This window comes from Streptomyces sp. NPDC058812 (assembly GCF_042744565.1).
In the GTDB taxonomy this organism is placed as follows: Bacteria; Actinomycetota; Actinomycetes; order Streptomycetales; family Streptomycetaceae; genus Streptomyces; species Streptomyces thinghirensis.
Genome location: NZ_JBHYOB010000001.1, coordinates 592,216 through 610,013 on the forward strand (window position 1 = coordinate 592,216; position 17,798 = coordinate 610,013).

At 72.2% G+C, this 17,798-nt stretch carries 15 protein-coding genes; 10 read left to right on the top strand and 5 right to left on the bottom strand.

Annotated features, from left to right (window positions below; translation table 11 throughout):
• Window positions 1-11 precede the first annotated feature (11 nt).
• From ACFW48_RS02730 to ACFW48_RS02745, 4 genes are all read left to right on the top strand, one after another.
• Window positions 12-944, top strand: a complete 933-nt coding sequence (locus ACFW48_RS02730) for a LysR family transcriptional regulator (protein WP_386309763.1) — start codon at window positions 12-14, stop codon at window positions 942-944.
• Window positions 945-1,090: 146 nt separating this feature from the next.
• A complete protein-coding gene (locus ACFW48_RS02735; RefSeq protein ID WP_386309766.1) occupies window positions 1,091-1,567 on the top strand; it encodes a hypothetical protein in 477 nt (158 codons plus the stop codon).
• Between the two features lie 502 nt (window positions 1,568-2,069).
• Window positions 2,070-3,917: a glycoside hydrolase family 3 protein gene (locus tag ACFW48_RS02740; RefSeq protein WP_386309769.1), complete on the top strand. Its 1,848-nt coding sequence runs from the start codon at window positions 2,070-2,072 to the stop codon at window positions 3,915-3,917.
• Between the two features lie 123 nt (window positions 3,918-4,040).
• Complete coding sequence (locus ACFW48_RS02745; protein ID WP_386309771.1) at window positions 4,041-4,715, top strand: hypothetical protein; 675 nt, start codon at window positions 4,041-4,043, stop codon at window positions 4,713-4,715.
• Window positions 4,716-4,764: 49 nt separating this feature from the next.
• Here ACFW48_RS02745 and ACFW48_RS02750 read toward each other — a convergent pair whose 3' ends face one another.
• The 4 genes from ACFW48_RS02750 to ACFW48_RS02765 all read right to left on the bottom strand — a co-directional run bounded on the left by ACFW48_RS02750 (window position 4,765) and on the right by ACFW48_RS02765 (window position 11,578).
• Window positions 4,765-6,189: a S28 family serine protease gene (locus ACFW48_RS02750; protein WP_386309774.1), complete on the bottom strand. Its 1,425-nt coding sequence runs from the start codon at window positions 6,187-6,189 to the stop codon at window positions 4,765-4,767.
• A gap of 94 nt (window positions 6,190-6,283) precedes the next feature.
• Complete coding sequence (locus ACFW48_RS02755) at window positions 6,284-6,676, bottom strand: hypothetical protein (RefSeq protein ID WP_386309777.1); 393 nt, start codon at window positions 6,674-6,676, stop codon at window positions 6,284-6,286.
• 85 nt (window positions 6,677-6,761) lie between these two features.
• Window positions 6,762-10,493 carry an ABC transporter ATP-binding protein gene (locus tag ACFW48_RS02760; RefSeq protein WP_386309780.1) on the bottom strand — a complete coding sequence of 1,244 codons (3,732 nt, stop codon included), beginning with the start codon at window positions 10,491-10,493 and terminating at the stop codon, window positions 6,762-6,764.
• A gap of 89 nt (window positions 10,494-10,582) precedes the next feature.
• Window positions 10,583-11,578 carry an esterase-like activity of phytase family protein gene (locus ACFW48_RS02765; RefSeq protein ID WP_386309783.1) on the bottom strand — a complete coding sequence of 332 codons (996 nt, stop codon included), beginning with the start codon at window positions 11,576-11,578 and terminating at the stop codon, window positions 10,583-10,585.
• Window positions 11,579-11,668: 90 nt separating this feature from the next.
• Here ACFW48_RS02765 and ACFW48_RS02770 point away from each other — a divergent pair, with 90 nt between their 5' ends.
• A complete protein-coding gene (locus ACFW48_RS02770) occupies window positions 11,669-12,040 on the top strand; it encodes a hypothetical protein (RefSeq protein ID WP_386309787.1) in 372 nt (123 codons plus the stop codon).
• 287 nt (window positions 12,041-12,327) lie between these two features.
• On the opposite strand, the gene ACFW48_RS02775 is transcribed toward ACFW48_RS02770, so the two are convergent.
• A complete protein-coding gene (locus ACFW48_RS02775; RefSeq protein WP_386309789.1) occupies window positions 12,328-12,471 on the bottom strand; it encodes a hypothetical protein in 144 nt (47 codons plus the stop codon).
• Between the two features lie 341 nt (window positions 12,472-12,812).
• On the opposite strand from ACFW48_RS02775, the gene ACFW48_RS02780 reads away from it, so the two are divergent.
• The 5 genes from ACFW48_RS02780 (at window position 12,813) to ACFW48_RS02800 (ending at window position 17,794) form a co-directional block, all read left to right on the top strand.
• Entirely contained in the window at window positions 12,813-13,607 is a 795-nt protein-coding gene (locus tag ACFW48_RS02780; RefSeq protein WP_386309791.1) for a Scr1 family TA system antitoxin-like transcriptional regulator, read from the top strand.
• On the top strand, window positions 13,600-13,827 hold the full coding sequence (locus ACFW48_RS02785; protein WP_386309793.1) for a DUF397 domain-containing protein: 228 nt from the start codon (window positions 13,600-13,602) through the stop codon (window positions 13,825-13,827). Before ACFW48_RS02780 ends, ACFW48_RS02785 begins: the two co-directional genes overlap by 8 nt.
• Before the next feature lie 93 nt (window positions 13,828-13,920).
• The gene (locus ACFW48_RS02790; protein WP_386309795.1) at window positions 13,921-14,529 is read left to right on the top strand and encodes a TetR/AcrR family transcriptional regulator; all 609 of its coding nucleotides are present in this window, start codon (window positions 13,921-13,923) and stop codon (window positions 14,527-14,529) included.
• 75 nt (window positions 14,530-14,604) lie between these two features.
• Complete coding sequence (locus ACFW48_RS02795; RefSeq protein WP_386309797.1) at window positions 14,605-16,821, top strand: ArnT family glycosyltransferase; 2,217 nt, start codon at window positions 14,605-14,607, stop codon at window positions 16,819-16,821.
• Between the two features lie 148 nt (window positions 16,822-16,969).
• A complete protein-coding gene (locus ACFW48_RS02800; RefSeq protein WP_386309799.1) occupies window positions 16,970-17,794 on the top strand; it encodes an endonuclease I family protein in 825 nt (274 codons plus the stop codon).
• Window positions 17,795-17,798: the final 4 nt, after the last annotated feature.

Below are 17,798 nucleotides of genomic sequence, written 5' to 3' on the forward strand. Positions count from 1 at the left end.
GGAGCTGCCTCGTGCTCGATCTTCAGCGTCTGCGTGCCCTGCACGCCGTGTCCGTGCACGGCACCGTCGGCGCGGCCGCCGCCGCGCTCGGCTTCACACCGTCCGCCGTGTCCCAGCAGATCGCCAAGCTGGAGCGGGAGACCAGGACCGTGCTCCTGGAGCGGGAGGGGCGCGGGGTGCGGCTCACCGACGAGGCCTGGCAACTGGCCGCCACCGCGGTCGAGTTGCTGGCCGTCGTGGAGCGGGCGGAGACCCGGCTGGAGGAGCGGCGCGGGGTGCCGGCGGGGCGGCTGACCGTGGCCGCGTTCGCGTCGGCGGCGCGCGGTCTGATGCCGTCCGTGCTGGCCGACCTGGCGGCACGGCATCCCGCTCTCGACGCCCGGCTCACCGAGGTGGACCCGCATCTGTCCGTGGACCTGGTGGCGAAGGGCGCCGTCGACCTGGTCGTGGCGCACGACTGGGACATCGCGCCGCTGCCCGCCCCGGCCGGGGTGGAGCAGGCGTCCGTCGGGGAGGACCTGTGCGATCTGCTCGTGCCCGAGGGGCACCGGTTCGCGGGGCGGGCCGGTGTGCGGCGGGAGGAGCTGGGTGGGGAGCGGTGGATCTGCCAGCCGCCCGGTCGGGTCTGCCACGACTGGCTGCTGCGGACCCTGCGGGGCGCGGGGCACGAGCCGGACATCGTCCACCAGGCCGACGAGAACCCGACACTCGTCGCGCTGGTCGCGGCCGGGCTGGGCATCGCCCTGATCCCCCGCCTGGGGCGCGGCCCGCTGCCCGCCGGGGTGGTGGAGGTGCCGCTCGTCCCGACGCCCGTACGGCGGTTGTACGCACTGTGGCGCGCGGGCGCGGCTCGCCGTCCGGCGATCGCGGAGACGGTACGCACGCTACGCGCCCACTGGCCGGACGCCTCGACCCACACCGTCTCGCCCGCACGAGCCGACTGACGGGAGGCGGAGGAGGCGCCGGTGCCGGAGGCGGAGGCCCAGGCGGAGACGGAGGCGGAGGCGGCGCCAGTGCCGGTGCCGGTGCCGGAGGCCGAGACGGTGCCGGAGGCCGAGACGGTGCCGGAGACCGGGGCGGAGAGGCGCCCGTGCCAGAGGCGGTGTCGGGGCCGGGGCCGGGGCCGGAGGCGGAGACGGCGACCGAGGCGGAGGCCCAGGCGGAGACGGAGGCGGAGGCGGCGCCAGTGCCGGTGCCGGTGCCGGTGCCGGAGGCCGAGACGGTGCCGGAGACCGGGGCGGAGACGGCGCCAGCGCCGGTGTCGGCACCGGGGCCGGGGCCGGAGACCGGGGCGGAGACGGCGCCCGTGCCAGTGCCGGAGGCCGAGACCGGGACGGAGGCGGCGCCAGTGCCAGAGGCGGTGTCGGGGCCGGAGCCGGAGGCGGAGACGGCGACCGATGCGGAGGTCCAGGCGGAGGCGGTGGCCGAGGCGGCGCCAGTGCCGGTGCCGGTGCCGGAGGCCGAGACGGTGCCGGAGACCGGGGCGGAGACGGCGCCAATGCCGGTGCCGGAGGCCGAGACCGGGCCGGAGGCGGTGTCGGGGCCGGAGGCGGCGCCAGTGCCGTAGGCGGTGTCGGGGCCGGGGCCGGAGGCGGAGGCGCGGTGTCGGGGCGTCCGTGCGGGTCGGTGGTTCCGCCGGGTGGCTCGGGCGTGGGCGTTCGTCGTCCATCGGTGCTCTCCGCGCCTCGCCCCGGCTCGACCCGCCTCCCGCCCCACGGGCCCCGCGCGCACCGACTTGGGAAAACCGGCCCGACCGGGAACCCCTCCCCGACCCGCGTCGTCCAATCCGCACGCTGCCGGACGAGTCTGCGCGGTGCGGTGTCGGCCTCGCTGCTGGCTGCGATCGCTGACCACCCTCTCCGCCGTACCGCGGCCGGCAGCGCGCCGCCGTCGGCGCGCCCCTCCCTGACGCCGACGGCGGCCCCCTCCGGCTCGCTCTCCGCGGCTTCGGGTGACTCCTGTGCGCTCCCTTGACTGGCAGAAACTTCCCGGATATTGGTGACTCCTTGGAAGTTTCCTTCAGCACCTCTCCAGCGATTCCCCAGCGGATCACTCCGGAAGGAGCGCACGTGCACCACAGCAGCACGGCCGGCACGGGAAGCACCGCACACCCCTCCAGACGTACCGTCCTCTCCGCCACCGCGGTCGTCACCGCGACCCTGGCGGCCGGCGGCGGCACCGCGTACGCCGATGCCCGCAGGCCCGACGACGACAAGCTCCGGGCCCTCATCTCCCGCATGACGCTGGAGGAGAAGGTCGGCCAGCTCTTCGTCATGCGGGTCTACGGCCACTCCGCCACGGACCCCGACCAGGCCGACATCGACGCCAACCTCAAGGAGATCGGCGTCCGCACCGCGGCCGAACTGGTCGCCAAGTACCGGGTCGGCGGCGTCATCTACTTCGCCTGGGCGCACAACACCCGCGACCCGCACCAGATCGCCGACCTGTCCAACGGCATCCAGAAGGCGTCGCTCGAACTGCCGCGCGGCCTTCCGGTGCTCGTCTCCACCGACCAGGAGTACGGGATAGTGGCCCGCGTGGGCGAGCCGGCGACCCTCTTCCCGGGCGCGATGGCCGTCGGGGCGGGCGGATCACGCTCCGACGCCCGCACCCTCGGGCGGATCGCGGGCGCCGAACTGCACGCGATGGGCATCCGCCAGGACTACTCCCCCGTCGCCGACGTGAACGTCAACCCCGCCAACCCCGTGATCGGCGTACGGTCCTTCGGCGCCGATCCGCAGGCGGTGGCGGAGCTGGTGGCCGCCGAGGTGACGGGGTATCAGCGGTCCGGTGTCGCCGCGTGCGCCAAGCACTTCCCCGGGCACGGCGACACCGCCACCGACAGCCACACCGGCCTCCCGGTGATCACGCACAGCCGCGAGCAGTGGGCGGAGCTGGACGCCCCGCCCTTCCGCGCGGCCATCGACGCCGGCATCGACGCGATCATGACCGCCCACCTCGTGGTCCCGGCGCTCGACGACTCCGGCGACCCGGCCACCCTCTCCCGCCCCATCCTCACCGGCATCCTGCGCGAGGAGCTGGGCTACGACGGGGTCGTGGTCACCGACTCCCTCGGCATGGAGGGCGTACGGACCAAGTACGGCGACGAACGGGTGCCGGTGCTGGCGCTGAAGGCCGGCGTCGACCAGCTGCTCAACCCGCCGCACCTGGACCTCGCCTGGAACGCGGTCCTGACGGCCGTACGCGACGGTGAACTGACCGAAGCGCGGCTCGACGAATCGATCCTGCGGGTGCTGCGGCTGAAGGCGAAGCTGGGACTGTTCCGGGACGCCTACACCAGCCGGCGGGACGTCGACCGCACCGTCGGCACCCGGGGGCACCTGGCCGCGGCCGACCGGATCGCCGAGCGGACCACCACGCTGCTCGTCAACGAGGGGCGGCTGCTGCCCCTGTCGCGCGGGGAACACCCGAAGGTGCTCGTCGTGGGCGCCGACCCCGCCTCCCCCTCGGGCACGACCGGGCCGCCCACCGGCGTTCTCGCGGGCGAGCTGACGGAGCTGGGCTTCACGGCCACCGCCCTGTCCACGGGCACCGCGCCGTCCGCCGCCGTCATCGACCGCGCGGTCGCGGCGGCCGGGGACGCCGACGCGGTGGTGGTCGCCACGTACAACGTCACCGCGGCCAGCAGCCAGCGCACGCTGGTCGCACGGCTGCTGGAGACGGGGAAGCCGGTCGTCGCGGTCGCCATCCGCAACCCGTACGACGTGGCCCGGCTCCCGGACGTCCGCGCCTACCTCGCCGCGTACTCCTGGACCGACGTCGAGGTACGGGCGGCGGCCCGGGTGATCGCGGGGCGGGTACGGCCGCGCGGCAAGCTGCCGGTGCCGGTGGTGCGGGCGGACGATCCGACCAAGGTGCTGTACCCCCTCGGGCACGGGCTGTCCTACCGGTCGTAGGACGTAGCGCGGCCTACGCCACGCGCCGGGGGCGCCCCCGGCCGCCCTGCGCAAAGCACCCCGCGCGTCTGGCGTGCGCCCGCTGCGGCGGGTCACGCTGGACCGGGGATCCGGGGGATGGCGATGCGTGAGAGATGGGCTGCGGGGGCGCTCTGCGCCCTGACGGCGCTGTGCGCCGTGCTGCTGACGGGCTGCCAGAGCCCGTCAGGTCTGGCAGGCGGGGAGAGCGGCGGCAAGGGCGCGAGCGGGGACGGGCGGCTCGGCGGGGGGACCGTGTCGGGCTCGGCCCCGGCCGTCGTACGGCCCTCCGGGCACGGGGCGGTGTTCCTCGCGATCGACGAGTGCAGCTCCTTCGGGACGGTCTCGTTCACCGAGGTGCCGTGCGACAGCGAGCGGGCGGCGGCGCGGGTCGTGGCCCGGGAGGACGGCCGTGCGGGCGACGGGCCGCCGTGCCCCGCCACCACCGACTTCGTCCTGCACATCAGCGAGCAGCGCCCCTCGGCCGACGAGGACGGCGACGGGGCCGTGTCACGGGGCTACGCCTGCATGCGGGGGCTCCGGCCGCCGCACCCCGGCGATCCGGGCGGCGGGGGCGGCCCGCGCACCATCGTCGGCGACTGCGTCTACGACGCCGGGGGCGGCAAGGTCCGCGAGACCGCGTGCGACGGCAAGGGCAAGAGGAAACCGCAGTTCAAGGTGGTCGAGGCGGTCACCGTCCGGACGGACTGCCCGGCCTCGACCGGCCTCTACGTCCGCCTCGGCGGCGAACGGCCGGTGGGCTGCGCCCGGCCGCTGTGAGAGTCCGTGCGTCGGAGCGTCTCAGCGGCGGCCGGGCGCGGTCACCGTCCTACGGGCGCAGCGCCGGTTCGCGCTGCACGTCCCGCTTGTCCAGCTTGGCGTCGAACGTCGCCAGCGGCTCGGCCGCCGACGGGTTCTCCCGGACCTCGGCGGAGGCGACGCCCGCCCAGTCGAGGATGCGGGCCGTGGCGAGGGCCTTCTCCTCGGGCACCAGGCCGGCGACGTTGGCGCCGTGGTTCATGCCGGGCGCGGTGAGGACATAGGAGTCGTGCGCGCCGCGCCCGAGACGGAAGGGCTCGGCGCCCCACGGGTCGTTCTCGCCGTACACGAACAGCATCTGGTCGGCGTTGTGCCGCACCCAGCGGTCGACGTCCCGCATCACCCACGGCTCGAACCTCATCGGGATCGACCGGGGCACGAAGTTGCGCGGCGGCTGGTAGCCGTAGCGGATGTACTTCTTCTCGATGTGCGGGAAGTGGATCGTCGGCGCGCCCAGCTGCGTGCCCGCCTGGTAGTAGTACGGCCTGTACGGGGCGAGGCCCTGGTCCGTGTAGAAGGAGAAGCCGGAGATCGTGTTGACGGAGTTCCAGATCTCGTCGTCCGTCGCGTTCTTCGCGTCGGCCGGGATGTCGGCGCAGTCCTTCAGGGTGCTGTACTGCCAGAAGCCCCACACGTAGTCGAGGACGACTGCCTCGTACGCGCGGTCCAGGCTGCCGATGGTGTCGAAGGTGTAGCCGTTCTCGCCCGCGTACGCCTCGTACCGCTCCTTGAGCGGTGCCCGGCGTACCAGTGCCTCGCGCTGCACGCCGTTCAGCCGGTCGCGGCACTCCTCGGTGCCGACGTGTGCGAAGAAGCGGTCGTAGGCCTTGTCCTCGCGGTTCACCACGTCGTTGGGGGCGACGTAGGCGACGACACCGTCCATGTCGCGCGGGTAGAAGCGCTCGTAGTAGGTGGCGGTCATGCCGCCCTTGGAGCCGCCGGTGGAGATCCAGTTCTCGGAGTAGAGCGGCTTGAGTGCCTTGAAGATGCGGTGCTGGTCGCTGGCCGCCTGCCAGATGTCCAGCTTGGACCAGTCGGCCGGCTCGGGCCGGGACGGCGTGAAGTAGCGGTACTCCATGGAGACCTGGTTGCCGTCCACGATCTGGGTCGGCTCGCGGCGGCTGGGGTTCGTGGAGACGCTGTAGCCGCCGGTGTAGAAGACCGTCGGGCGGGCCGTGTCCTTGTGCAGCACGGTGATCCGCTGCTGGAACGTGCCCTTGGACGGGCGCCGGTGGTCGACCGGCTGGGTGTAGTTGAGGACGAAGAAGCGGTAGCCGGTGTACGGCTTCTCCTCGATCAGGCTCATGCCCGGTATGGACAGCAGCCGGTCCTTGATGTCGACGGCCTTCGGCTCGGCGGCGGTGGCCGCGCCCGCCGTGCTGACGGTGCCTATGAGCACCACGAGCGCCAGCAGCCATCTGAGCGCCTTGCGCATGCACCCTCCCTGTGAAACAGATGTGCGCCGGAAGCTATCGGAGCAAGTCACCCGCACACCAGGGGAGATCGAGGATTGGCCGCCGGGAGCCGGCTCAGCAGAGGATCCAGCCGGAGCTGACCGAGCCCCGGGACACCTTGCCCTTCACCCACACGCAGCGCTTCCCGGCGTGCACGGTCACCGGCCCCGCCCGGTAGGCGTACCGCCCCGAGTCCACGACCGGCCGGCCGCCGCGCGCCTGCACGCTGACGGACATCTGCCGCTTGGTGCCGGGCTTCTTCGGGACGGTGACGGCACAGACGTAGCCGCCGCGCTTGTAGACCAGGACGGACCCGGTGGAGAACGGCAGCGTGCGGACCTTGCGGCCCGGGCACGCCGCGGCGGCCTGCGCGTCCTGCGGCACCGCGACGGCGAGCAGCCCGGCCGCGGTCAGCACGGCCGTGCCGCGCGCCAGCCGCCGGCGTGTTCCAGCACCACCCTTGCCCACTGCGGTCCCCTCCCTCTCCGCCGTGCGGCGGCACCGACGTACGGCTGTACGGACGCACGACGTGTGTCGAATGGTTGCGCGAGTGTCACCGCAGCGCGCCGACCGGCTCCTCCGGTTCGGCCGCCCCGACGAAGCTCCGCCACAGTCGCGCGTACCGTCCGTCGAGCGCCAGCAGCTCGTCGTGCGTGCCGTCCTCGGCGACCCGGCCGTCGTCCATGACGACGACGCGGTCCGCGCGGGCGGCCGTGGTCAGCCGGTGCGCGACGACCAGCGTCGTACGGCGGCCCGCGATGCGGTCGGTGGCCTGGTTGACCTGCGCCTCGGTGGCCAGGTCCAGGGCCGCCGTCGCCTCGTCGAGGAGCAGTACGTCGGGGTTGACCAGCTCGGCGCGGGCGAGCGCGATGAGCTGCCGCTGCCCGGCGGAGAGGTTGCGGCCCCGCTCGGCGACCTCGTGGAGGTAACCGCCCTCCAGCGTGGCGATCATCTCGTGGGCGCCGACCGCCCGCGCCGCCGCCTCCACCTCGGCGTCGCCGGCGTCCGGACGGCCGTAGGCGATGGCGTCCCGGACGGTACCGGGGAAGAGGTACGCCTCCTGCGGGACGACGCCCAGCCGGTGCCGGTAGGAGGTGAGGTCGAGGTCGCGCAGGTCCTGCCCGTCGACGGTCACCCGCCCGCCCGTCGGGTCGTAGAACCGGGCCACCAGCTTGACCAGCGTCGACTTGCCCGCGCCGGTCTCACCGACGAAGGCGACGGTCTGCCCGGCGGGGATGCGCAGGTCGATGCCGGTGAGGGCTTCTTCGTCGTCCCCGTACTTGAAGTGCACGTCCTCGAACGTGATCTCGCCGCGCAGGGACCCCACGTCGAGCGGCTTCTCGGGGGCCTTGGTCGAGGTCGGCTCCCGCAGCAGTTCCTGGATGCGGCCGAGGGAGACGGACGCCTGCTGGTAGCCGTCGAAGACCTGGGAGAGCTGCTGGACGGGCGCGAAGAACAGGTCGATGTAGAGCAGGTACGCCACCAGCGCGCCGGTCGTCAGCGTCGCCTCGTCGATCCGCCCGCCGCCGACGACCAGCACGGCCGCGGCGGCGGCCGAGGACAGCAGCTGTACGAACGGGAAGTAGATCGAGATCAGCCACTGCCCCCGGATGCGGGCCTGCCGGTAGCCGTCGCTGCGCTCGGCGAACCGCCGCCCGCCGTCGTGCTCGCGCCCGAAGGCCTGGACGATCCGCAGCCCGGCCACCGACTCCTGGAGGTCGGCGTTGACCGAGGAGACCCGCTCCCGGGCCAGTTCGTACGCCTTCACGCTGGCCCTGCGGAAGAAGTAGGTGGCGATGATCAGTGGCGGCAGGGTCGCGAAGACGACGAGCGCGAGCTGCACGTCGATCACCAGCAGGGCGACCAGGATGCCGAAGAAGGTGACGACCGAGACGAAGGCGGTGACGAGCCCCGTCTGCAGGAACGTCGACAGCGCGTCCACGTCCGTCGTCATCCGCGTCATGATCCGGCCGGTCAGCTCGCGCTCGTAGTAGTCGAGGCCGAGCCGCTGGAGCTGGGCGAAGATCTTCAGCCGGAGTGAGTACAGGATCCGCTCTCCCGTCCGGCCGGTCATGCGGATCTCACCGGTCTGCGCGGTCCACTGGGCGATCACCGCGAGCAGCCCCAGCAGCGAGGCCGCCCAGACCGCCCCAAGGGCGGCCTGCGTGACGCCCTCGTCGATGCCGTGCCGGATCAGGACCGGCAGCAGCAGGCCCATGCCGGCGTCCACGGCGACCAGGGCGAGGCTGATCAGCAGTGGCGCGCGGAAGCCCCGCAGCAGGCGGCGCAGGCCGTACGACTCCTCCGGCGCCACGGCCCGCGCCTCGTCGACGTCCGGGGTCCCGTCGGCCGGGGGCAGCGCGTCGACCTGGGCGAGCAGCTCCGGGGTGGCCGGGGTGCCGGCGAGTGCGGTGTCCTTCGGCACGCGGTCGCCGGTCCACAGCCGTGGCGTGACCCCGCGCTCGGCGTCGAACTCGGCGTCCAGCTCGTCCCGTACGGAGGTGTCCTCGGCGGGTGCGGCGGGCCGGGCGTGTCCCGGTGACACCCCGCCCAGCTCGTCGGGGTCGGTCAGCAGGCGCCGGTAGAGGGCGGAACGCTCCTGGAGCTCCTCGTGGGTGCCGAGGTCGGCGAGGCGGCCGCGGTCGAGGACGGCGATGCGGTCGGCGAGGCCGAGGGTGGAACGGCGGTGCGCGATGAGGAGCGTGGTACGGCCCCGCATGACCTCCTTCAGCGCCTCGTGGATCTCGTGCTCGACGCGGGCGTCCACGGCGGACGTGGCGTCGTCGAGGACCAGCAGCCGGGGGTCGGTGAGGATCGCGCGGGCGAGGGCCACCCGCTGGCGCTGGCCGCCGGAGAGGGTCAGACCGTGCTCGCCGACGGTGGTGTCGTAGCCGTCGGGCAGCTCGGTGATGAACCGGTGGGCCTGCGCGGCCCGGGCCGCGGCCTCGATCTCCTCGTCGGTGGCGTCCGGACGGCCGTACGCGATGTTGGCGCGCACGGTGTCCGAGAAGAGGAAGGAGTCCTCGGGCACGAGCCCGATGGCGGCCCGCAGCGAGTCGAGGGTCAGCTCGCGCACGTCGTGGCCGCCGATGAGGACGGCACCGCGCGTCACGTCGTAGAAGCGCGGCAGGAGCAGGGAGACCGTGGACTTTCCGGAGCCGGAGGAGCCGACGACGGCGAGAGTCTCGCCGGAGCGGATCTCGAAGGAGAGACCGTCGAGGACGGGGCGGCTCTTTCCCGAGGCCGAGTCGTAGCCGAACGCGACGTCGTCGAACTCGACGGTCGCGGGCGCGTCGGCGGGCAGGTCCCTCGTGCCGTCCTCGATCGCGGGCTCGGTGTCGATCAGCTCCAGCACGCGTTCGGTGCCGGCGCGGGCCTGCTGGCCGACGGTGAGGACCATCGCGAGCATCCGGACCGGGCCGACGAGCTGGGCGAGGTAGGTGGAGAAGGCGACGAAGGTACCGAGCGTGATGTTCCCGCGTACGGCCAGCCAGCCGCCGAGGGCGAGCATGGCGACCTGGCCGAGGGCGGGTACGGCCTGGAGGGCGGGGGTGTAGGTGGCGTTCAGCCGGATCGTCCGCAGCCGCCCGGCGAAGAGCCTGCGCCCGACCTCCCTGAGCTTCCCGGTCTCCTGCTCCTCCTGGCCGAAGCCCTTCACCACGCGTACGCCGCTCACCGACCCGTCGACCACGCCGGCGACGGCGGCGGCCTGGGCCTGGGCGTACCAGGTGGCGGGGTGCAGGCGGGTGCGGCTGCGGCGGGCGATGAACCACAGCGCGGGGGCGACGGCGAGTGCGACCAGCGTGAGCGGCAGGGACAGCCACGCCATGATCACCAGGGAGAGCAGGAAGAGCAGGACGTTCCCGATGGTCATCGGGAGCATGAACAGCAGGCTCTGGATCAGCTGGAGGTCACTGGTGGCCCGCCCTACGACCTGCCCTGTGGACAGCTCGTCCTGCCGCCGCCCGTCGAGCCGGGTGATCGTCCCGTACATGTCGGTGCGCAGGTCGTGCTGGACGTCGAGGGCGAGCCGGCCGCCGTAGTAGCGGCGGATGTAGGTGAGGACGTAGACGACGACGGCGGCGCCGATGAGCAGACCGGCCCAGACGGCCATGTCCCTGGTCTTGTCGCCGATCACGTCGTCGATGATCACCTTGGTGATCAACGGGACCAGGGCCATCACGGCCATCCCGCCCAGAGAGGCGCCGAGAGCGAGGACGACGTCCTTGGGATAGCGCCAGGCGTAGCCCGCCAGTCGTCGTGCCCATCCCCGTTGCGCGTCCACGCCGTGCCCTCCGGTCGGTCGTCCTGCTCACCTGATCTACCGGAAGGCACCAACACGGGCGAGCGGGGATTTCATCCCGCCGCGACGATTCAGGCGCGGACCCGGAGCCGCAGGAAGCGCGTCGTCTGTACGGCGTTCTGGTTGTCGTCGCTGACGAGGAGGACGTCCAGGCGGCCCTTGCTCCGGCCGGTGACGGTCAGCCCCTCGAAGTTGTCGAGGAGCGGATTGGGCTGCGGCTGCTTGGCGGTGGCGCCGAGGGAGGGGCAGTCGGCCAGGTCGGCGAGGAGGGTCTTGTCGAGCGCGGTTCCGCCGCGGGGCCGGTCGGTCAGGTACAGGCGGACCGTGTTGCCGACGCCGGAGGTGAAGCCGCGTTCCAGGACGAGCAGGCGGCCGGAGGGGGTCGCGGTGACCTCGGAGACTCCGAGGCCGCCGTCCGTCCGGTACGTGTACTGGGTGCCGAGCCCGAAGTCGCCGTGCCCGGTCCGCCGCCAGCTCTGGAAGCGCACGAGGTCGGCGGGGTCGCCGGCGAGCGGGTACTCCATGGACGCGATCAGGGTCCGGCCGCCGGGCAGGAGGGTCAGCCCCTCGAAGCTGCCGTTGGCCCGGGCGCGGCCCTCCGGGGCGGTGCGCAGGGCGTCCGGCACGGGCAGACGGCCGAGGATCTCGCCGGTACGGGAGTAGCGGCGGACGGACGGCTCGGTCTCGGAGGAGACGAGGTAGGTGCCGTCCCCGTCGGCGACCAGTCCCTCGGCGTCGAGGGCGGCGCCGTTCTCGTCGGCGAGCGGGATCACGTCCCGTGGCTGGAGGGAGCGGGCGTCCAGCCGGAAGAGGGCGGACCGGTCGGAGAGAGCGGCGACCGTGCCCCGCCCGTCGCGGGCGAGTGCGGAGAGGTTGCCGACGTAGGTGCCGTCGTGGGTGGTCTTGTCGAGGGCGTCGGAGTAGCCGGTGAGGGACACGGCGGGCGAGCAGGCGTTCCTCTGCGGACGTTCCTGTGCGACGGCCGGTCCGGCGGCGATGAGACAGCCGGCCGCCGCGAGGCTCGTGGTGAGGGTGGCGAGGGAGGTGCGGAGCATTCTCGGGCGCATGGCCGAAACCCTAGGTCGGAGGAATGGCCAAGAGTTGACCGCTTTCCGAAGGACAGGGTTCGGCGCGGTACCGATGGCAAGTAATGAGCCATGCCAGACCAGAACGAGAGCGGCCACAAACTGGCCGGTCGGCTGTACGCGACGATGCGGGTACTGAAGTTCCTCACCAAGCCCTCTGGGGCCAAACCGGTCGCCGATGAGGAACTCAAAGGCCAGGACAGTCCGAGCGAACGCATCCGGGCCCTGGAGCTGGACCTCTTCAAGGACCTGGTGGCCACCGTCCAGAAGGGCCGGCACGCTAAGGCGGCGGGCGAAGTGTTCCGCGCGATACCCGCCCTGGTGCCCAGGCAGAGCGTCGCCTTCGAGAAGAACCTCGGCGTGCACGGACTGGCCGAATTCAACGCCGGTTATCGCGCTCAGCTCGCCGACTTCAAGGAGGCCTTTCCCGAACTGGTCGAGTGACGGCTCGCCTTCAGCGCAACCGCATGCCCCGGCTCTCCGCGACGCGGTGCACCTCGGTGAGTGCCTCGCGCATGCGGTGCAGCATGAGCGGAGCTGTTCGGGCGTCGCCCGAGCGTCCGCGAGCAGGGCGGCGGCGTGGTCCAACAGGTCCTCCGCCATGTCGTGGTGGGTGGTCTCGACGACGTCGGCGATCCGGGACAGCGGGCCGTCGCCGTCGGTCAGCAGGTAGCAGGGTTTGCCCTCGGAGCCGGTCCAGGGCAGCAGCCGGGCCGGGCGCGCGCCGGGCCTCACCGTGCCACCTCCACGTCGTGCGGTACCCGGGGCCCGAGGTCGATGCCGTGCACCGCGAACCGGAGCGCGCGGCGCCGGGCCTGGCGCCGTCGGGCCTCCTCCTGCCGTTCGTGGGCGAGGAGGTAGGGGCGTACGAGCACGTGTCCTCTCCGCGCAGGGCCGGCATGCCGGTGCGGCGGACGGTCACGTCCGGGGTGTACGGGGATTCGGCGGGTTCCGTCGTGGGAGGACGTCGGCGGCGGCGCCCTGAGCCGGGTAGCAGGAGGGCGAGCAGTGAAAGCAGGGGCAGCCCGGCGAGGCGGGCGATACGGTGACGCATGTCGTCGGCTCCGTGGAGATCGGTGACCATGCCCCCGGACCGGTGCGACGGTCGCGGGGGTCTCGCTTTCCGTAGCGATGCGCGTACAGAGTGAAACGGGCGGAGCTAGGCTCGCCAGGGGTGCGGATGTGACGGCGCCTTTGTCACACGGGAGTCGAACGGATGAGCAACATCTACGGCGACTGGCTCAAGCAGCAGCGCGAAGCGGCCGACCTGACGCAGCAGCAGCTGGCCGACATGGCCATCATGACGCGGTCGCATATCGCGCACATCGAGGCGGGGCGCCGGGTGCCGTCGAAGGAGGACGCGCGACGGCTGGACCGCGCCCTGAACACGGGGAATGTGCTGAGCAGCTTCCTTCCGGAGGAGGACGCGGCGGTCGCGGACTACTTCGAGGCGGCGCGGCAACTGGAGTCGCAGGCGGTGATGATTCGTGAGTTCGCGCTGTCCTTCGTGCCGGGCATTCTTCAGACGGAGGGGTACGCACGTGCGGTTCTGAGTACGACGTTCCCTCGCATCAGTGAGGAGGAATGTGACAGGCGCCTTGTCACACGCCTGGAGCGCGCGAAGGTTCTGGACGATCCCGTCACGCCCGTAGTATGGGTGCTGCTCGACGAAGCAGTGCTCCACCGCCGGATCGGCGGGCGGCGCGTCATGGCAGAGCAGCTGAGGCATCTCGCGAGCCTCGCCCGAGGTGGCCGGATCCAAGTGCACGTGCTGCCGTTCACGCTGGGAACCCACCCTCTTCTGAGCAACATGCTCACCCTGATGTGGTTCGAGGACCAGCCGCCCGTGGCGTACGCCGAGGGCTTGCACATGGGCATGCTCCACGACACCCCGTCCGTGGTCCAGGAACTGCAGCATCGCTACGATTTCGCCCTGGGCAACGCCCTGCCACTCGAGGAGACGCTGGCTCTGCTCGAAGCGACAGCAAGGGGCTATGAAGGCGATGACTGACCGGACCATACGCAACGCCGCGACTCTGAAGGGCTGGCGCAAGTCCTCGCACAGCAATGACCAAGGGGGGAGTTGCCTGGAGGTGGTGGATGGTCACCCTGGTGGGATACCGGTGCGGGATTCGAAGATTCCCACCGGGCCGGCGCTGCTCCTCTCGACTTCCGGCTGGACGTCGTTCCTCACGTCCCTCAAGGAAGACCCCCCTCCCTCCAAAGCGTGAACACTCCGCCCCCGACTGTCCTCCAGTCGCTCATCCGAGTACCCAGATGACATTCACCCCTCACATGCTCACGCTTTTCCCGACCATGGGGCCATGAGCCCCGCCTCTTGGCCGTACCGCAACCCCCTCGGCACCGTGAACGTGATCAGCACGGTGCGCACCCTCATGCGCACCGACGGCCTGAACGTGTCCGTGACCGCCATCGCCCGCGCCTCCGGGACCTCGCGCAACTACCTCTACGAGAACTGGAAGACCGCCTCCAGGCTTCGCCTGCGCGCGCTCCAGACGGAACTCGGCCGTGCCTTCGACGAGGCGGACCGTACTCACCCGAGCGACGGCACCGTTGACGGAATCGTGCGGCACCTGACACAGGTCGTACGCATCGTCCGGCGCCATCCGACGACGGCGGCCATTGCCCGAACCTCGCACACGGCGCTCCCCCGGGCGCATGCCGCGACCGACGGCCCCTTGGTGCAGACGATCACCGGACACGTCAGCGATCTGCTGCACCCCCTGGCCCCGCGCGGCGGCGTGTGGAGCGATGCCGCCCTGTTCTCCAGGCCTTGGAAGGTCCTGTGGATCGCCCGTCCCGCCGCTCTCTGTCCCGAGGCCGTCGGTGACCAGGAGCGGGAGGACACCTTGGACGCGGCCTTCGCCGAGTTGCTGCGCGATCTGCTCGCCCCATGGACCCCGGGGGACTGAGCGCGGCCCGGGATTCACAGCTCGCCCCAAGTCGGAGCACAGCCCCCGCCCAACGCCGAGGGACACGGTGGCGTGGTGACATCTGCCACCGCTCCCCTGCAAGCGGCCCCCGAACCGCCGCCCGCGCCGACCCCCGCACCCGGCTCGCCACGCTGGTCTCTGCCGGCTTTGCTCGCCGTCCTCGCCCTGGCGGCGGGGCTGTACTCCTGGAACCTGTCCGGGGCCGGCCTCAACAGCTTCTACAGCGCCGCCGTGCTCAGCGGCACCGAGAGCTGGAAGGCTTGGTTCTTCGGCTCGCTCGACGCGGGGAACTTCCTGACCGTCGACAAGCCGCCCTTCGCCCTGATGGTCATGGGGCTGTCCTGCCGCCTCCTCGGCTACGGCACCTGGCAGATGATGCTGCCGCTGATCCTGGCCGCGCTGGCGACGATCTGGATCCTGCACTCGTCCGTCAAGCGGGTGTGGGGCCACGGCGCGGCGGTGGTCGCCGCCCTGGTGCTGGCGCTCACGCCGATCACGGTCGCCATCAACCGGGACAACAACCCGGACACGCTCCTGGTGTTCCTGATGGTGGGCGGGGCGGCCCTCGGCCTGCGCGCGGTCCGCGACGGGCGGCTGTTGCCCTTGATCGGCTCGGCGGTCTGCTTCGGGCTGGCGTTCAACACGAAGATGCTGCAGGGCTACATCGCCTTGCCGGCGGTCTTCGTCGTGTACGCGTACGCGACGCATTCGGGTTGGTCGAAGCGGATCAGGAACCTGTTGCTCGCCGCCGTCGCCCTGGTGGTCTCCAGCTTCTGGTGGGCGGCCGCGGTGTCCTTGGTCCCCGCGTCCGAGCGGCCGTACATCGGCGGTTCGACGGACGGCACGGCCTGGGACCTGATCACGGGCTACAACGGGCTCGGCCGGATCTTCGGCGGCGACGGCAACATGGGCGGCGGAGGTGGCGGCGGGGGCGGCTTCTCCGGCGCCGCGGGCGTCGGGCGGATGTTCAACGACGTTCTCGGCGGCCAGATCTCCTGGCTGCTCCCCTTCGCGGGCGTCGTGCTCGTCGGCGGCCTGGTGCTGTGCGGCCGGGCACCCCGCACCGACCTCACGCGCGCCGCTCTGGTGCTCTGGGGCGGCTGGACGCTCCTGCACTACCTGACCTTCGCCATGGCCGAGGGCACCATGCACCCGTATTACACGACCGCGCTCGCGCCGGGCATCGCGGCGCTGTGCGGGGGCGGTGGCGTCATGCTGCTGCACGCCTTCCGGGCCGACCGGCGCTGGGTGTGGGTGCTGCCGCTCGCCCTCGGTGTCACCGGCGTCTGGGCGATCGTGCTGCTGCGTCGAGCCCCGGGCTGGAACACCTGGCTGTGGCCGACCATCGCGGTGGTCATGGCGCTGGCCATCGCGGGGCTCCTCGTCTTCCGTTCGGGGCGCCGGATGCGGCTGCTGGCGGTGTCCGTGGCGGCGGCCGTCGTCGCCGGGGTCGCGGGTCCGGCGGCGTACGCCTGGTCGGTGCCGTCCGGTTCGGGCGGCGGCATGGGCGGGACCAACCCGACCGCCGGGCCGTCGACAGGCGGCGGCATGGGCGGACCTGGCGGCGCGGACGGCCGGGGTGGGTTCCCGGGCGGCGGGGAGGGCGGGCCCGGTACCGCAGGGCCCGGCGGTGAACAGCCCGATGGGGAGGGGACCGGCGGGCAGCCACAGGCCGGCCCCGGCGGGGGCTCGTTCCCGGGCGATGGGGAGGAGGACCAGGCTCCGGGCGGTGCGACCGGTTCGGCACCGAACGGCACACCGCCGGGGAACGGCACCGCCGCGAACGGTGACACGGAAGCGACCGACGGCACGGGCCAAGACGCGGGAGTGTCCGCAGGCATCGGCGCGGACGGGCAGCCGGGCAGCGCGGACCGCTTCGGCGGAGGCGGCGGTATGGGCGGCGCGAGCACCGAGCTGGTCGCCTACCTGAAGAAGCACCAGGACGGCGCCAAGTGGCTGCTGGCGGTGTCCAGTTCGCAGAGCGCCGCCCAACTCATCCTCAGCAGTGGCGAACCGGTCATCTCCATGTGGGGCTGGTCGGGCAGCGACAACGCGATGACCCTCGCCCGGCTCAAGGAGCTGGTGAAGAAGGGCGAGTTGCACTACGTCCAGGTCCAAGGGGGCATGGGCGGCGGCTCCGGGACCAGTTCCGAGGTGACCCAGTGGGTGCAGGAGCACGGCACGGCCGTGGAGGCGAGCGAGTACGGCGCCTCCTCCACGTCGGAGTCCTCCACGGGCCTCTACCGGCTGGACCCCTCAGACGTCACCTGACGTCCCCTCAGTGACACGACGGCCCTCGACCACCCTGGTCGGGGGCCGTCGTCACGCAATCGCCACCCTCCGTACACCCCGTCTCCTACATGTCCATGCCACGCTCGAACCACCGCTCCACTCCACACGCGTAGATCGGACACCCCACATGCTCGCGATACGCACCCGGCGCCGGAAAGCGGTGGCCCTCGCCACGGCCGCCGTCCTCGCCGCCCTCGCCGCCCCCTCGCTGTCCGCGACCCCGGCCACGGCGACGACCACGGCGGCACCGGCCACGGCATCGGACTACGACTCGACGTACTACAAGGACGCGATCGGGAAGACGGGCGACAGCCTCAAGTCCTCCCTGCACACCATCATCAGCGACCAGACCAAGCTCTCCTACTCGGCGGTCTGGGACGCCCTGAAGGTCACCGACCAGGACCCGGCCGACGGCCGCAACGTCATCCTGCTCTACTCGGGCATCTCCCGCAGCAAGTCGCTGAACGGCGGCGACACCGGCGACTGGAACCGCGAGCACGTGTGGGCCAAGTCCCACGGCGACTTCGGCACCTCGACCGGGCCCGGCACGGACATCCACCACCTGCGTCCCGAGGACGTGCGGGTCAACGGCGTCCGGGGCAACAAGGACTTCGACAACGGCGGCAGCGGCTTCACCGACAGCGGCGGCAGCCTCACCGACTCCGACTCCTTCGAGCCCCGCGACGCCGTCAAGGGCGACGTGGCCCGCATGATCTTCTACATGGCGGTCCGCTACGAGGGCGGCGACGGCTGGGCCGACCTGGAGGTCAACGGCAGTGTCGACAACGGCAGCAGCCCGTACACCGGCAAGCTCGACGTGCTGAAGCAGTGGAGCGACGAGGACCCGCCGGACGCCTTCGAGGAGCGGCGCAACCAGGTCATCTACGACGACTACCAGCACAACCGCAACCCGTTCGTCGACCACCCGGAGTGGGTCGAGGCGATCTGGTAGGTCC

What these genes read in the sequence shown, in the direction of transcription:
- ACFW48_RS02745 (WP_386309771.1), top strand. Translation starts at nt 4,041, where the DNA reads ATGCGTGAGAGATGGGCTGCGGGGGCGCTCTGCGCCCTGACGGCGCTG.
- ACFW48_RS02790 (WP_386309795.1), top strand. Translation starts at nt 13,921, where the DNA reads ATGAGCCCCGCCTCTTGGCCGTACCGCAACCCCCTCGGCACCGTGAAC.
- ACFW48_RS02765 (WP_386309783.1), bottom strand. Translation starts at nt 11,578, where the DNA reads ATGCGCCCGAGAATGCTCCGCACCTCCCTCGCCACCCTCACCACGAGC.
- ACFW48_RS02800 (WP_386309799.1), top strand. Translation starts at nt 16,970, where the DNA reads ATGCTCGCGATACGCACCCGGCGCCGGAAAGCGGTGGCCCTCGCCACG.
- ACFW48_RS02750 (WP_386309774.1), bottom strand. Translation starts at nt 6,189, where the DNA reads ATGCGCAAGGCGCTCAGATGGCTGCTGGCGCTCGTGGTGCTCATAGGC.
- ACFW48_RS02785 (WP_386309793.1), top strand. Translation starts at nt 13,600, where the DNA reads ATGACTGACCGGACCATACGCAACGCCGCGACTCTGAAGGGCTGGCGC.
- ACFW48_RS02780 (WP_386309791.1), top strand. Translation starts at nt 12,813, where the DNA reads ATGAGCAACATCTACGGCGACTGGCTCAAGCAGCAGCGCGAAGCGGCC.
- ACFW48_RS02770 (WP_386309787.1), top strand. Translation starts at nt 11,669, where the DNA reads ATGCCAGACCAGAACGAGAGCGGCCACAAACTGGCCGGTCGGCTGTAC.